This window comes from Halopseudomonas oceani (genome assembly GCF_002903165.1).
In the GTDB taxonomy this organism is placed as follows: Bacteria; Pseudomonadota; Gammaproteobacteria; order Pseudomonadales; family Pseudomonadaceae; genus Halopseudomonas; species Halopseudomonas oceani.
In genome coordinates, this window is the sequence record NZ_PPSK01000004.1 from 24,851 (window position 1) to 39,276 (window position 14,426).

Annotated in this window: 14 protein-coding genes; 7 read left to right on the forward strand and 7 right to left on the reverse strand. The window is 59.8% G+C overall.

Annotation, left to right across the window (positions count from 1 at the left end; genetic code table 11):
- The first annotated feature begins 54 nt into the window (after nt 1-54).
- From C1949_RS05715 to C1949_RS05725, 3 genes are all read left to right on the forward strand, one after another.
- Nucleotides 55-936, forward strand: a complete 882-nt coding sequence (locus C1949_RS05715) for a LysR family transcriptional regulator (RefSeq protein WP_104737520.1) — start codon at nt 55-57, stop codon at nt 934-936.
- A 138-nt stretch (nt 937-1,074) separates the two neighbouring features.
- Nucleotides 1,075-4,296, forward strand: coding sequence for a bifunctional diguanylate cyclase/phosphodiesterase (locus tag C1949_RS05720; protein WP_170063009.1), 3,222 nt, complete (start codon nt 1,075-1,077; stop codon nt 4,294-4,296).
- 133 nt (nt 4,297-4,429) lie between these two features.
- A complete protein-coding gene (locus C1949_RS05725; RefSeq protein ID WP_104737522.1) occupies nt 4,430-4,966 on the forward strand; it encodes a glycine zipper 2TM domain-containing protein in 537 nt (178 codons plus the stop codon).
- Between the two features lie 140 nt (nt 4,967-5,106).
- Here C1949_RS05725 and C1949_RS05730 read toward each other — a convergent pair whose 3' ends face one another.
- Entirely contained in the window at nt 5,107-6,000 is an 894-nt protein-coding gene (locus C1949_RS05730) for a LysR family transcriptional regulator (protein WP_104737523.1), read from the reverse strand.
- A gap of 101 nt (nt 6,001-6,101) precedes the next feature.
- Here C1949_RS05730 and C1949_RS05735 point away from each other — a divergent pair, with 101 nt between their 5' ends.
- A complete protein-coding gene (locus C1949_RS05735; protein WP_104737524.1) occupies nt 6,102-6,875 on the forward strand; it encodes a ferredoxin--NADP reductase in 774 nt (257 codons plus the stop codon).
- 52 nt (nt 6,876-6,927) lie between these two features.
- On the opposite strand, the gene C1949_RS05740 is transcribed toward C1949_RS05735, so the two are convergent.
- The 4 genes from C1949_RS05740 to aroC are packed head-to-tail and all read right to left on the reverse strand — an operon-like array spanning nt 6,928 to nt 9,926.
- Nucleotides 6,928-7,113: a PLDc N-terminal domain-containing protein gene (locus C1949_RS05740; RefSeq protein WP_104737525.1), complete on the reverse strand. Its 186-nt coding sequence runs from the start codon at nt 7,111-7,113 to the stop codon at nt 6,928-6,930.
- Nucleotides 7,114-7,173: 60 nt separating this feature from the next.
- On the reverse strand, nt 7,174-7,644 hold the full coding sequence (locus C1949_RS05745; protein ID WP_104737526.1) for a hypothetical protein: 471 nt from the start codon (nt 7,642-7,644) through the stop codon (nt 7,174-7,176).
- A gap of 13 nt (nt 7,645-7,657) precedes the next feature.
- Nucleotides 7,658-8,818 carry an MFS transporter gene (locus C1949_RS05750; protein WP_104737527.1) on the reverse strand — a complete coding sequence of 387 codons (1,161 nt, stop codon included), beginning with the start codon at nt 8,816-8,818 and terminating at the stop codon, nt 7,658-7,660.
- 16 nt (nt 8,819-8,834) lie between these two features.
- Complete coding sequence (gene aroC / locus C1949_RS05755) at nt 8,835-9,926, reverse strand: chorismate synthase (RefSeq protein WP_104737528.1); 1,092 nt, start codon at nt 9,924-9,926, stop codon at nt 8,835-8,837.
- Between the two features lie 206 nt (nt 9,927-10,132).
- Between aroC and C1949_RS05760 the strand changes: the two genes are divergently transcribed.
- Nucleotides 10,133-10,906, forward strand: a complete 774-nt coding sequence (locus tag C1949_RS05760; RefSeq protein WP_104737529.1) for a sulfite exporter TauE/SafE family protein — start codon at nt 10,133-10,135, stop codon at nt 10,904-10,906.
- A 100-nt stretch (nt 10,907-11,006) separates the two neighbouring features.
- Nucleotides 11,007-11,786, forward strand: coding sequence for a hypothetical protein (locus tag C1949_RS05765; protein ID WP_104737530.1), 780 nt, complete (start codon nt 11,007-11,009; stop codon nt 11,784-11,786).
- Between the two features lie 56 nt (nt 11,787-11,842).
- Here the strand turns inward: C1949_RS05765 and prmB are convergent, their stop codons facing one another.
- Nucleotides 11,843-12,754: a 50S ribosomal protein L3 N(5)-glutamine methyltransferase gene (gene prmB, locus C1949_RS05770; protein ID WP_104737531.1), complete on the reverse strand. Its 912-nt coding sequence runs from the start codon at nt 12,752-12,754 to the stop codon at nt 11,843-11,845.
- A 239-nt stretch (nt 12,755-12,993) separates the two neighbouring features.
- Between prmB and C1949_RS05775 the strand changes: the two genes are divergently transcribed.
- Nucleotides 12,994-13,566, forward strand: a complete 573-nt coding sequence (locus C1949_RS05775; RefSeq protein ID WP_104737532.1) for a Smr/MutS family protein — start codon at nt 12,994-12,996, stop codon at nt 13,564-13,566.
- A 128-nt stretch (nt 13,567-13,694) separates the two neighbouring features.
- Here C1949_RS05775 and C1949_RS05780 read toward each other — a convergent pair whose 3' ends face one another.
- Nucleotides 13,695-14,372 (reverse strand): nitroreductase, encoded by a 678-nt coding sequence (locus C1949_RS05780; RefSeq protein ID WP_104737533.1) that lies wholly within the window; start codon nt 14,370-14,372, stop codon nt 13,695-13,697.
- Between the last annotated feature and the right edge of the window lie 54 nt (nt 14,373-14,426).

The window sequence follows — 14,426 nt, forward strand, 5'->3', positions numbered from 1 at the left end:
GAGATAAAACAAAGGAATATTATTTATAAAACGGATAGCCAACTGGAATACGACATGGACACCGCGAACCTGCAGGCCTTTCTTGCCGTCGCCGAGACTGGCTCGTTCTCTCGCGCTGCCGAGCAGCTACATCTGACCCAACCTGCGGTCAGCAAACGCATAGCCATTCTTGAGCAGCAACTCGATGCACGATTGTTTGATCGCATTGCCCGTCATGTATCGCTGACCGAGGCAGGACTGGCCCTCAAGCCACGCGCCGAACAGGTGCTCAGCCTGCTAAATGATACGCGCCGTGCGCTGAGCAATCTATCGAGCGAAGTCTCCGGCCGTCTGAGCATCGCCACCAGCCACCACATCGGCCTGCATCGCCTGCCGCCGGTGCTGCGCGAGTTCACCCGACGCCATCCGCAAGTCTCCTTCGACATTCAGTTTCTTGACTCCGAGGTCGCCTACGACAAGGTTTTACACGGCGAGATCGAGCTGGCTGTGATCACCCTGGCCCCCGAGATCGAGCCGCCGGTGATGAGCGAGCTGATCTGGCATGATCCGCTCGACTTTGTCATCGCCCCCGAGCACCCGTTGGCGCGCCAGAAATCGCTCGACCTGGCACAACTGGCCGACTACCCGGCGGTCTTTCCCGGCACCAACACCTTCACCCACAAGGTCGTCAGCGACCTGTTCGAGCGCCATCACGTGCAGCCGCAGATCAGCATGAGCACCAACTACATGGAGACCATCAAGATGATGGTCTCCATCGGCCTGGCCTGGAGCGTGTTACCGCGCAGCATGCTCGACAGCCAAGTCAGTGTGTTGCCACTGCCGGGCGTGCACCTGCAACGCGAACTCGGTTGCATCTGGCACAGCGGACGCACCCAGTCCAACGCTGCCCGCGCGCTGATCGACCTGCTGCGCGACGCCCGTCGGCAATCAAGCTGATTCCGACTTTCGGTTACTTGTCCAACCGCAGGAGCAGGACTATCTTCAAGCAAGAAGGAATTAGCCGAACAGCTCAGCAACACGCGGGCCTGCAGCGGCATCGGGGCAAGCAGGCCCCACTGAATGGATCAGAAAACCATGCCAGGCAACACAGGCACTTCCCCACCGGATGCACTTTTCGCATCAGGGCTTCCCTTTAACGTGCTGTTCCATGGCATGCCCTGTCCTGCCCTGATGATCGAGCAGCGAACCAATCGAATCATCGACCTCAACAACGCCTTCGTTCAGCAGTTCCAGTGGCATAGCGATCACATTCTCGGCCAGGACGCTGCCAGCTTTCCGCTCTGGGGCCGCCCGGCACAATGGCGCGCCCTGCTCAGCGAGCTTGACCGCAACAACTGCCTGCGCAACCGCTCTGTCAGCCTGCTCGGCCGCAACGGCGGGTTACAGCGCTGCCGCCTGAGCATGGACAGGGTCGACTACAACGGCGGACAGCAATTGCTGATCAGCTTGTTACCCCTTGTCCCCAGCGACCCGACTTATAGCAGTGAATTCTCCGACAACAGCGCCGCACAGATGATGATCGACCTGTCCAGCCGCCGCATTCTCCAGGTCAACCCGCCCTTCGAACGTCTCAGCGGCATGAGTAATAGCGCATGTCAGGGACGTACCGTTGCAGAACTCGGATTACTGCCGCAATCGGTCAGCGACCGCCTGCACACCAGGCTCGCCAATGGCGACATTCTGCAGGAAGAGGAACTGAGAATCCGTCTGCCCGGTGGCCAGAGCGCTGACGTGTTTCTGCACGCCGAAACCGTGCTGCTGCGAAATAGACACAACCTGATTGTGACCATCCTCCTTTCTGGCCAACAGCAAAGTAGGGATCGAGCGCTCCGAGACAGCCAGGAACGCCTGCGCCTGGCGCTCGACGCTGCGCAGATGGGTATCTGGGACTGGAAGCTGGGCAGCGACACCCTCCACTGCTCCGCCCGCGCAGCCGAACTGCACGGTCTCGCGGCAAACGATTGGCAGGGCTCTGCGCGTGCGTTTATGCGACAAATCATCAGTGAGGACAAACGAGCTATCCGGCGCGCACTGGTCACCATCTGTCGGGGCCATCAAACCCATTACCGCCTGACCTACCGAGTGCCGCACGGCAAGAGCGTGCGCTGGCTGCAGGCAACAGCCACTCTGCATCTGGACTCGCTCGGACAACCTGCCCGTATCATCGGCACAGTGATGGATATCACCGATCAGCGCAAAAGCCAGACTGCGCTGGTCGAAAGCGAAGCCAAGTTCTCTATGCTGTTTCAAAGCGCGCCTGACGCCTACTGCCTGATCCACTGCGACAGTCAGCGCATTATCGAGGTCAACCAGAGCTTTTCCCGTACCTTCGGTTATCCCTTGCTCGATCTGGTCGGAAATACCCCCCAACAGGCTGGCCTGTGGAGCAATCAGCCAGCCGACGCCGGGCTGAACGAAGCGGCCCGAGGCAGCGAGGACTTATCGGAAAGGGTTTGCACCTTCGCCACCCGCGACGGGCACGTACTGCTCTGCGAAACCTCCACCACCCGCCTGCGTATCAACCGCCAGAGATGCGTGCTGTTCAGCTTCCGCGACATTACCGCACGCACCCAAGCGGAAGCGGCCTTGCGCGCCTCTGAAGACAAGTTCGCCCGGGCTTTCAAAGGCAGCCCTGATGCCATCACCATCAGCGAGCGAATGTCCGGCCGCTACCTGGAAGTCAATGAAGGCTTCTGCCGCCTGACCGGCTACCATGAACAGGATGCCGTTGGACGCAGTGCCGCTGAACTGGGCCTGTGGGTAGAACCGGACCAACTTGACGAGCTGATACTCCAGATGGAGCTGCACGGCGGTGTCTACCACCAGGAGTTGGGGCTGCGCACCCGGGACGCCGCCGAACGGACGGTAGCTGTTTCCGCCCAGCCACTGAAGGTCGAGGGACAGGACTGCGTACTACTGACGGCCCGCGATGTCACCGAGCAAAAACGCATTGAAGCCAAGGTAAAGCACCTGGCCTACCACGACGCCCTTACCAATCTGCCCAACCGATTATTGCTCAGTGATCGCCTTAGCCAGCTGAACGCACTGTACCAGCGCCATGCCCTGCGCGGCGCCCTGCTGTTCTTCGACCTGGATCACTTCAAGCATATCAACGACTCGCTCGGACACTCCTGCGGCGATGCCGTTCTGCAGGAAGTCACCCACAGACTGCTCGGCCGAGTGCGCGCCGAGGACACCGTAGCGCGACTCGGTGGGGATGAGTTTGTTGTCCTGCTCAGCGGGCTCAACAGCACGGGAACCCTCTTGCGCCAGGAAGTACAGCAGACTGCACGGGAGCTGCTGGATGCCATCTCCGAGCCAATGCAGGTCGAAGGCCACGCACTGCAGCTGAGTGCCAGTATCGGTATTGCCCTGATCCCCGAGCACGGCGACAGCGCAGAAGACCTGCTCAAACGCGCCGACATTGCCTTGTACCGGGTCAAGGAAGATGGCCGTGATGGTATTGCCTTTTTTGAGCAGTCCATGCAGACCGTCGCCAGCGAGCGCCTGGCTATCGAGTCGGAACTGCGCAAGGCCTTTGGCACCGACCAGTTCAGGCTGTACTACCAGCCACAGGTGATCTACGGCAGCCAAAAGATCCTTGGCGCCGAAGCACTGTTGCGCTGGCACCACCCACGGCGCGGCGTCATCGCACCGGCGACCTTTATCGACGTATTGGAACAGAGCAGCCTGATCTTTGATGCTGGACGCTGGATTCTTAACAAGGCCTGCCAATGCATCGCCGGACTACTGGCTGATCAACTGATCGACCCGGAGACGTTCTGTCTCAGCGTCAACATCAGCCCTCGCCAGTTCCGTCACTCCACCTTCGTTGATGACGTCATGGGCGCCATACACCAGCATGCCATCCCGACTCGCTGCCTGAGCCTGGAAATCACCGAAGGTATCGTCATCGAGAACATCAGCGATACGATCGACAAGATGAACGAGCTACGCAGCCACGGCGTGCACTTCTCGATCGATGACTTCGGCACCGGCTACTCGTCACTCAGCTACCTCAAGCGACTGCCGGTTGATCTGCTGAAGATCGACCAGTCCTTCGTGCGCGACTCCACCAACAACGTCAACGACGCCGAGATCATTCGAGCCATCATCGCCATTGCATCCAGCCTGCACATGGACCTGATTGCCGAAGGTGTAGAAACCCGTGAACAGCTCAACTTCCTCCACGCCCAGGGCTGCAATCAGTTCCAGGGCTACCTGTTCAGCCCCCCGATCGACGAACACAGCTTTCGCACCCTGCTTTTAACTGGCGGCTTCGAACAACAACACTGAAGCGCCAATTCCGTCACAAACCCGACGCATGGCGGGGGTCACAGGGAACCCGGCCTCATGGTGAGCAGTCGATATCTGCATGAACCGCGTGCGTTTGCGGAGTAACAATCATAGGCAACAAGGAGTATTTACGATGAACAAGTCTATGTTGACGGGCATTCTGGTCGGCGCTGCAGTGGCAACTGCCGGCGGCGCTATTGCAGGCTATACCGCGTTCGCAGACAGAACACCCACCGAGGCTGACGTTCTCGATGTTGCCGAGATCACTCAGACCCAGCGCACCCCTCGTGAAGTCTGCAACGATGTCGCTGTCACCCGGCAAAAGCCGGTACAGGACCAAAACCGCATTCTCGGCACCCTAGCCGGCGCGGTCGTCGGCGGTGCCCTCGGTAATCAGGTCGGCGGCGGTAACGGCAAGAAAATCGCCACGGTCGCTGGCGCTGCCGCTGGTGGTTACGCCGGTAACCGCATCCAGGAAAACATGCAGAACAACAGCACGTACACCACCACAGAGCGCCGCTGTGAAACAGTCTACGACAGCCACGATGAAGTGGTGGGCTACAACGTCAAATACCGCATCGGCGACGAAACCGGTACCGTTCGTATGGACCACAAGCCCGGTGACACCATTCCGCTGAAAGACGGAGAGTTGGTGCTGAGCAGCAACTGATCATTGCTGGCGGTAAACGAAGCCGTAGCGCGCAAGCGTTGCGGCTTTTTTCTGCCTTCCACGAAAGCTTTAGGGGCGCGACATGTCGCGCCCGCCGCCCCAACGCACACCAGAAAGACCGGCCACGGCATGCCGCGGCCCTACGCCAACCCCTCTGTACTCTCACGACACAACTCCAGCCAGCGCTCTACCCCTGCACTGCGGAACTTCTGCCGGTGCAGGGCGAAGTAAAAACGCCGATGAAAGTCGCGATGGGGAACGGGCAGCGGCACCAGCCGGCCGCGTTCAAACGCATCGACCAGGGTAATCTCTGACAGGCAGCCCACACCCAGCCCTGCTTCGACCGCCCGCTTGATCGCCTCTGTGTGCTGCAACTCCAGCTTGATGTTCAACTCGGGCAACAGACCGTGCATCGCCCACTCGAAGTGCTGCCGGGTGCCAGAGCCCTGTTCACGGACAATCCAGGCAACGCTCAGCAAATCGTCGTCGGTCAGCCAGGGCTTGCCGGCCAGCGGGTGATCCGGCGCGCAGAACACCACCAGTTCGTCATCCCGCCAGTGAATCATCTCCAGATCCGGATGACGACTCTCCCCTTCGATCAGCCCGAGATCCAGCTCGAAGTTTGCCACCTTGCGCACAATCGCTTCGGTGTTGGCGACCTCCAGTTCGACCCGCGCACCCGCCTGCTCGCCCATGTAACGAGCCATGATTTCAACCGCCAGATAGTTACCGATACTGAGCGTCGCACCAACCCGCAAATGGCCAAGCTCCTGATGCCGCGCCAGCGCGCTCTCCAGGCCACGTGCCTGCTCCAATAGCGCCTCGGCTCGGGGTCGAATGCTCTCGCCCAACTCGTTCAGCTGCAGGCGCTTGCCCACCCGGTCAAACAGCTGTACATCAAACTGGCTCTCCAAATCCTTCAACGCGCTGCTCGCCGCCGACTGCGACATCGACAGACTGGCCGCCGCGCGGGTGAGATTTTCATGGAAGGCAGTGGCGAGAAAGACTTCAAGCTGGCGCAGGGTGTACTTCATAATCGATTTTTCCGAATAGCCATATATGAATTATTCGTTTCACCGATAGATTAACCCTGCGTAGACTCGCCGGCCAAGAGATATTCACTTCTGGAGGCGTCATGTCAGGCTTCAACACCGAAAAAGTACTCAGCGTGCACCACTGGACAGATACCCTGTTCAGCTTCAAGACCACCCGTGATCCTGGTTTCCGTTTCAAGAACGGGCACTTCATCATGATCGGTCTGGAAGTCGAAGGTCGCCCGCTGATGCGCGCCTACAGCATCGCCAGCCCGAACCACGAAGACACGCTGGAGTTTTTCAGCATCAAAGTGCCCGACGGCCCACTGACCTCGCGCCTGCAGAACATTAACGAAGGCGATCAAATCATGATCAGCCGCAAGCCGACCGGCACGTTGGTACTGGATCATCTGATCCCCGGCCGTAACCTGTATTTGCTCAGCACCGGCACTGGCCTCGCGCCGTTTATCAGCATCATCCAGGATCCGGAAACCTACGAGCAGTATGACAAGGTGATCCTGACCCACGGCTGCCGTAACGTCAGCGATCTGGCCTATCAGGAGCTGATCAACGACATCCTGCCGAACAATGAATACTTCGGTGATCTGGTACGCGAGAAGCTGATCTACTACCCGACGGTGACCCGCGAGCCCTTCCGCAATCAGGGTCGCCTGACCGACCTAATGAGCAACGGTAAGCTGTTCTCCGACATCGGCCTGCCACAGTTTGATCTGGAACAGGACCGCTTCATGCTGTGCGGCAGCCCGAGCATGCTCAAGGACTGCTGCGAGATTCTCGACGCCAACGGTTTCAAGGAAGCACGCCACGGCGACCAAGGGCACTACGTTATTGAGCGCGCCTTCGTCGAGAAATAAAACGGACTGGCGTAACCAAAAGGCCCCGATGCTTGCGCATCGGGGCCTTTGTCTAAGCCCTGCTACCGCGCGGGCCGGCAAAGAACCAGATAATCAACCCGAGCAACGGCAGGAACACCACCAGCAATACCCACAACAGCTTCATCCCCATCTCGGACCGACTCTGCAAAATATTGATGATGGCCCAGATATCCCCAATCAAAATCAGCAGCCCCAGCAGACCGCCACCTGTTCCCATATTCATTGCCTTCCCCCTTGGCGTTGGTGTGTCCAACACACTATAGAACATACAGGAAAATCAGATATCCAACGGTAGCAAACCAGCCAGCGCTGGCGCCTCCAGTGGATGATAGATCAGGGCAGACTCATCGGCGGCGCTGTCTTTCCAGCAGCAGGCAACTCCAGCAGCAGGCAAAATGCACTGTTCCAGTCCGTGGGGTAGCCGGATGCAATCGCCTGCGCGCAACGCAACCACCAGCGCCCAGTCAGCTCTGCCAAGACATAGCCGCAGCTGCCCGGCCAGCACCTGCCGTTCAACAGCACCACAACTGAAAATATTGTCTTCAGTCAGTTGCTCTTCGACCTGCTGATAGGCAGGCAATCCGTGCGCGTCATGAGTACGACTGGCAACGGCAGCGGAGGCCTCGACAGCATCTGTGGCTAACGATAACCCCAGCGCGTCCAACGCGCGCCGAATGTCCTCGACATGGGTCAGGACCCGTCGCGGGCAACGCAGATCGCTGCTCTCATAGACCGCCAGTATGCTCATCAATCCCCCGTGTTCAGTCGTCTTCGCGCAGTCGCAAAGCAAGAATCAGCGCAGCGGAAAATGCCGACGCTGCCGCCACAGCGAAGGTCAGCGCCGGTCCGAGCTCCTGCCAGACATAGCCGGAATAGAGCGCACCTAGAGCACCGCCAACCCCGGCAAGCGTCGCATAAAGCGCCTGCCCCTGTCCCTGATACTTTTCGCCAAATCGCTGCTGAACAAAGTGAATGGCGGCCACATGGAAGGCGCCAAAGGTAGCCGCGTGCAGCACCTGCGCAAATATCAGCACAGACAAATAATCAGCCAACGTGCCGAGCAGCAGCCAGCGCAACGACGCAATCAGAAAACTCGCAACCAGTAGCCTGCGCAAACTGAATACGGCTAGCACCCTGCGCATGACCAGAAACAGCACTATCTCTGCCACCACCCCAAGCGCCCAGAGCGCACCGATGAGCCCGCGCCCATAACCCAGCGCTTCCAGATGAATACTCAGGAAGGTGTAGTACGGCCCATGCGACAGCTGCATCAGCGCCACACAAAGGAAGAACGCCGGCACGCCCGGCCGCCACAGCCGTTGCAGGAAACCGTCGGCGTGCTCCTGCGTGGCAGCGACGTGCTGCGGTGGCGACGGCACCAAGGCGCTGCACAGACTGATCAGCAACATGATGCCGAGCATGGCCATCGGGTAAACACCCATCCCCTCGCGCTGCAGCAGCAAGCCCAGCAGCACCACGGTGAGAATGAAGCCAACCGACCCCCAAAGACGAAGCTGGCTGTAGCGGGAAGATTGGCTGCCCAGGTGGGCCAGCGTAATGGCTTCGAACTGCGGCAGCACGGCATGCCAGAAGAAACTGTGCAGTGCCATGATCGCCGCCAGCCACCAGTAGTCCTGGCGCCAGAAGATACCGGCAAAGGTCAGCGCAGTGAGCAGCGCGCCCACCCGCACAATCAGCAATCGCTGGCCGGTCGCATCGCCCAGCCAACCCCAGAGGTTGGGTGCAACGCAGCGCATCAGCATCGGGATCGCGACCAGCTCGCCAATACGCGCGGGTTCAAAGCCTAGGGATTCGAAATACAGCGAGAGAAAGGGCGCTACTCCGCCCAGCAGGGCGAAATAGGCGAAGTAGAAGCCGGACAGCCGCCAGTACGGCAGAGGTGAACCTGCAACCGCGCTCACGGCTGACCGTGCCGACTCAAAGCTGACCCAGTACCGGGGTCGTCACCTTCACATCGGCGTTCTGAGCTCGGTGGCGCAGCAGGTGATCCATCAGCACCAGCGCCATCATCGCCTCGGCGATGGGAGTCGCGCGGATGCCAACGCAGGGGTCATGACGGCCCTTGGTAATCACGTCCACCGGCTGACCATTTACGTCGATCGAGCGGCCAGGCGTGGTGATGCTGGAGGTCGGTTTCAGTGCCAGGCTCGCGACAATCGGCTGACCGGAAGAGATACCGCCGAGCACGCCGCCCGCCTGATTGCTGAGGAAGCCTTCCGGGGTCAGCTCATCGCGGTGCTCGGTGCCGCGCTGGGCCACCGAGGCAAAACCGGCGCCAATTTCGACGCCCTTGACCGCATTGATGCTCATCAACGCATAGGCCAGCTCCGCGTCCAGACGGTCGAAGATCGGCTCGCCCAGCCCCGGCGGCACGCCTTCGGCTACGACAGTAATCTTGGCACCGACCGAATCCTGATCACGGCGCAACTGATCCATGTAGGCTTCCAGTTCGGGAATCTTGTCCGGGTCAGCGCTGAAGAATGCGTTGTCGTTAACGCCGTCCCAGCTCTTGAATGGAATCTCGATCGGGCCCAACTGGCTCATGTAACCGCGAATCTGAATCCCCAGAGTCGCCAGATACTTCTTGGCAATCGCACCGGCGGCGACACGCATCGCCGTTTCGCGGGCGGAAGAACGGCCACCGCCACGGTAATCGCGCAGACCGTATTTGTGGTGATAGGTGTAATCAGCGTGGGCCGGACGGAACAGGTCCTTAATCGCCGAGTAGTCCTTGGACTTCTGATCGGTGTTGCGAATCAACAGACCAATCGGGCAGCCGGTGGTCACGCCCTCAAACACACCGGACAGGATCTCGACCTCATCGGGCTCCTGACGCTGGGTGGTGTGACGACTGGTGCCAGGCTTGCGGCGGTCCAGATCGCGCTGCAGGTCTTCGCTCGACAATGGCAGGCCTGGAGGGCAACCATCCACAATGGCGACCAGCGCCGGACCGTGGCTTTCGCCAGCCGTGGTAACAGTGAAAAGAGTACCAAGCGTGTTTCCAGACATACCAAGAACCTGAGCTGAACATGGGCAGTGCGGCAGTATACCCGCTGGCCGATAGCGGTGACAGTCTGAAGTCTGCCCGTTAGGCTTAGGGCCTGTTGCCGTCTGGTTCGCCCGCCTGTTGCTGCTGTAAAGCCGCCAATCACGGAGGGAGAAACGTGGTCATTCCAGATGAGCGACATCCTCCCATTTTTCACCGGAGCCACCCGATGAGCGAGCTGTTGCCGCTGCTGCTGCCCGAGAACCTTGCCCCGCACTGGGCGTTGCTGCTGATTCTGGCAGCCGCCCTCACCTCAGCCATCACTGCGGCAATGGGCGCCGGTGGTGGCGTGATGTTGCTGGCAATCATGGCGCTGGTCATGCCGGCAGCCGCGATTATTCCGGTGCACGGTATGGTCCAGCTAGGCTCCAACGCGAACCGCGCCCTGATGACCTGGCGCCACATCAACTGGCGGGTAATCGCCTGGTTCGCTCCCGGCGTCATTCTCGGCGCCTTTGCTGCCAGCCTGCTGCTGGTACGTTTGCCACTGGCCGTGGTGCAGCTCAGCATTGCGCTATTCATCATTGTTCTGTGCTGGGGCCCAGCGATCCCAAAGGTCGCCACCGGCCCGATTGGCACCCTGCTAGCCTCAACTGCCACCAGTTTTCTCAGCCTGTTTGTTGGCGCAACCGGTCCGCTGGTAGCAGCCTTTATCAAGCAGCAACAGGCGCACCAGCGGCTACAGACCGTTGCCAACTTTGCCGCCGCAATGACCTTGCAGCACTTGCCCAAGGCATTCGCCTTCAGCGCTGCTGGGTTCATCTTTCGTGAATGGCTAGCCCTGATTGCAGCAATGATTGCCGCCGGAGCAGTAGGCACCTGGCTCGGCCTGCACCTGCTCAAGCGCATGAGCGATCACCACTTCAGCCGCCTTTTTAACATCGTGCTTACACTGCTCGCCGCTCGACTGGCCTGGGAGGCCGTGCGCAACTGGCTAGCATGACCAAACGAAAAGCGCGATTGCATTGCAGAAAAAACGCAAATAGCCGATAAAACAGAGGAGTCATGCATCACCTTGTATCCGCAGTATCCAGGACCATCGAATGAGCCCGACCGACACGCTGGACGACATCCCAGAGACGGAGCAGACCGCCCCGAAGGATCCGTTCGCCCGCGCCAAGCCATCGGACTCTTACTGGGTCCAGTTGAAACCGATCTTCAAGGCCCGCGTGCTGGTGCATCCCGAGCGCCTTGCCCAGATCGCCGTAACCCAGGAAAGCATCGCTTCACTGGAATTGCTGCGCCTGCAAGTGCGTTTTGAGGGTGAGCCACTGCCGGAGGCAGGCAACCGCGTGGAAGTACTGGTCGATCACAAGCGCAAGCGTGTGCGCTTCGGCCCGGTGGATGGCGTGCAGATCGTGCCTGCCCAGCGTGGCCTTGGCACCTTCATGCTGGCCCAGCTAATTCACTGGTGTCAGCGCTACTGCGGAGACTATGCCGTCACGCCCATCACCCTGCACAGCAGCGCCTCCCCAACTGAGGACGCCCGTACCGCACGCGATGCCATTCTCAACCGTGCCGGCTTCAACATCACTCCCATTGACGGCGAGGCGGGTGCTGCCCTGGCCCAGGCCAATCGGGTAAACGACCTGATCGGCAGCTGGAATACTGAGCGCATTCAGCCGCTGCAAATCAACACCCTACTGGCTCAGCTACGCGAAAACGAAACCCTGAACCAGAAGCAGGAAACCCGCATCAATCAGCTACAAGCGGCCATCGCCAGCTACAAGCGTTCGGACCTGGGCAACCGTTTTGCCATCGGCTGCCTGATTGCCTTTTCGATTTTTCAGGCGCTGATGCTGCTGTGGGTGGTCCTGCGCTGAGCGGAAACGCAGATGAAGATCTGCGCAGCGAGCGCCGCGCAGAGATAGCCAAAACCTTAGAGACTCTCGGCAAACAGTGACTGAAAGTGGCGGCACTGTTCCGCACTCAGCACAAACACACCGTGCCCTCCGTGACGGAACTTGACCCACTCAAAGTCCACCTCGGGCCACTCGGCCATCACGTGCACCATGCTGTTACCAACCTCAATAACCAGCACACCGTCCTCAGTCAGGTAGTCCGCCGCTTCCGCCAGCATCCTGCGCACCAGGTCCAGCCCGTCTTCACCGGCGGCCAAGCCCATTTCCGGCTCGTGGCGGTATTCGTCCGGCAGCGAGTCCATATCCTCGGCATCCACATAGGGCGGATTGCTGACGATCAGATCAAAGCGCTCACCAGCCAACCCATCAAAGCCGTCAGACCAGCGCGCTTCTACCCGCTCGCCCAAGTCGTGCATCTCGATATTCTGCTCAGCTACCGCCAGCGCATCAGACGACAGGTCCGCCAGCACTACCTCAGCCTCCGGGAAGGTGTAAGCACAGGCAATGCCAATACATCCGCTGCCGGTACACAGGTCAAGAATGCGCTCCGGATCGCGCTCCAGCCAGGGTTCAAAGCGCCCTTCAATCAGCTCCGCGATCGGCGAGCGTGGCACCAGCACTCGATCATCTACCACAAAGTCGAGCCCGGCAAAGCGTGCATGGCCTGTCAGATAGGCCGCCGGCATTCGCAGACGGATACGCTCCTCAAGCAACGCAACTACGGCATCGCGCTCCTCATGAGTCACCCGGCACTGCATGTAATCCAGCGGGGTTTCCCAGGGCAGGTAGAGTGCGTGCAAGACCAGCAGCCGCGACTCATCCCAGGCGTTGTCGGTGCCGTGGCCAAAAAACAGCTCAGCCTGATGGAAGCGGCTCACGCCCCAGCGGACGAGATCCTGAATGCTCTGCAACGCAGCGTGTTCGCTCATGGGTCAATCCTTGTTCTGTTCAAGCCGCCATTCTACCCTGCCCTGCGCCAGCGACCAGCAGGCTATAAAAAAACCTTAACCTACCAGCGAAAAACGCAGGAGGATGACACCGCGCCAAATACAGCAGAGATGGATGATCGGCGCCGCACTGGCGTCGTTTTTTGCCGGGATCACAACGCAGTTGGTATTTCACCGGTCAGCTGCTGTTAAACTCCGTTCTTTGCCTAACGAATAGCAGCATGACACAGGACTCTTTCTCCGACGACGATCTCGACCTGTTCCGTCAGGCCGTCAAGGGCGCCAGGCCCATCAAGCATCAGCAGGCCGATGTCGGCAAGGCGCGTCGTGACCGAGCAAACATCGCCGCCAGTCGCCAGCGCGCTACCGTCAAGCAGAACGAGGTGGTGGTCGACGGCTTGTCCGATCAGTTTGTCATCGACGTGGACCCCGAACAGGAACTGGCCTGGGCTGCAAACGGTGTTCAGGAATCCCAGCTGCGCAAGCTGAAACAGGCGCATATCCCTTTCGATGGCTCAATCGATCTACACGGCCTGACCATCGAGCGCGCACGCGAACAGCTTTGGGCGTTTCTCGCCGAAGCGGTTAAACATGAAATTCGTTGTGTACGCGTGACCCACGGCAAGGCCCGCCGCCTGGACGGGCGCAAGCCCATGATGAAAAGCCACGTGAACACCTGGCTACGCCAGCACGACAGCGTCCTCGCATTCACCTCGTGCATCCCACGCCACGGCGGCACAGGCTCGGTCTATGTATTGCTGCGCCGAACCATGCTTGAAGGAAGGGACGACTGACAAGCAGCTGCAAGCTGCAAGCAAAGGTGCGGTGGGGTTTAGCCTGGCAAGCGTTTCCTTGGCAGCTGACCGCGTTGCAGGGTGGACACGCCCTCAGAAGGTGTCCACCGTCATCGTTCACACCAAGACTACTCTACAAAGCCGACAAAACGCGCTACATCCGTCACTTCGCGCCGACGCGACACCACTGCATTGGCCGGAAAACTCTCATCCGGATAACCCATCGCCACACAGATGATGATCACCTGATCATCCGGAATGCCTGCATGCTCGCGCACCACCGGCGAGTGCATGATGCCCTGACTGTTCACCACACATCCAAGACCACGCGACCAGGCCGCGTTGACCAGGCCGTTCACCAGCGCGCCGCAATCAAACTGAGCGATATCACCCTCGCGCAGTTGACGGTCGTAGGTCACGACGATGGATACCGGCGCATCAAACTGGCGAAAGCCACGCAGCACCCAGTCCTGACGCTTCTCCTTGTCATCGCGAGCGATCCCCATGGCTTCGAACAACTGCACGGCAATCTCGACCTGACGGTGACGGTGCTGGCCTTCATAGCTACCCGAATCGCGGGTTTCCTTTGAGGGCTTCACGCCGGTAATCATCCGTTCGGTATTCTCGGCCCGAATGCAATCAAGTGGCTCACCGGTCAGCACATGCAGATGCCAGGGCTGGGAGTTCATCGATGATGGCGCCCGTGTCGCCAAGCCAATCACCTCTTCCAGCACCTTGCGCGGAACCGGCTCGGATTTAAACGCCCGGATACTGCGCCGACCCAGCACCACATCATCGTAATTCATTGTTGTTCTCCCACGACAGGTCCCGCCCGACGTGCATGCGTCGGGGCCATTGGC

Coding starts and splice junctions, on each gene's coding strand:
- C1949_RS05730 (WP_104737523.1), bottom strand. CDS start 6,000: ATGAAGTACACCCTGCGCCAGCTTGAAGTCTTTCTCGCCACTGCCTTC.
- C1949_RS05765 (WP_104737530.1), top strand. CDS start 11,007: ATGAGCCCGACCGACACGCTGGACGACATCCCAGAGACGGAGCAGACC.
- C1949_RS05720 (WP_170063009.1), top strand. CDS start 1,075: ATGCCAGGCAACACAGGCACTTCCCCACCGGATGCACTTTTCGCATCA.
- C1949_RS05715 (WP_104737520.1), top strand. CDS start 55: ATGGACACCGCGAACCTGCAGGCCTTTCTTGCCGTCGCCGAGACTGGC.
- C1949_RS05780 (WP_104737533.1), bottom strand. CDS start 14,372: ATGAATTACGATGATGTGGTGCTGGGTCGGCGCAGTATCCGGGCGTTT.
- C1949_RS05745 (WP_104737526.1), bottom strand. CDS start 7,644: ATGAGCATACTGGCGGTCTATGAGAGCAGCGATCTGCGTTGCCCGCGA.
- C1949_RS05725 (WP_104737522.1), top strand. CDS start 4,430: ATGAACAAGTCTATGTTGACGGGCATTCTGGTCGGCGCTGCAGTGGCA.
- C1949_RS05735 (WP_104737524.1), top strand. CDS start 6,102: ATGTCAGGCTTCAACACCGAAAAAGTACTCAGCGTGCACCACTGGACA.
- C1949_RS05740 (WP_104737525.1), bottom strand. CDS start 7,113: ATGGGAACAGGTGGCGGTCTGCTGGGGCTGCTGATTTTGATTGGGGAT.
- C1949_RS05775 (WP_104737532.1), top strand. CDS start 12,994: ATGACACAGGACTCTTTCTCCGACGACGATCTCGACCTGTTCCGTCAG.
- aroC (WP_104737528.1), bottom strand. CDS start 9,926: ATGTCTGGAAACACGCTTGGTACTCTTTTCACTGTTACCACGGCTGGC.
- prmB (WP_104737531.1), bottom strand. CDS start 12,754: ATGAGCGAACACGCTGCGTTGCAGAGCATTCAGGATCTCGTCCGCTGG.
- C1949_RS05760 (WP_104737529.1), top strand. CDS start 10,133: ATGAGCGAGCTGTTGCCGCTGCTGCTGCCCGAGAACCTTGCCCCGCAC.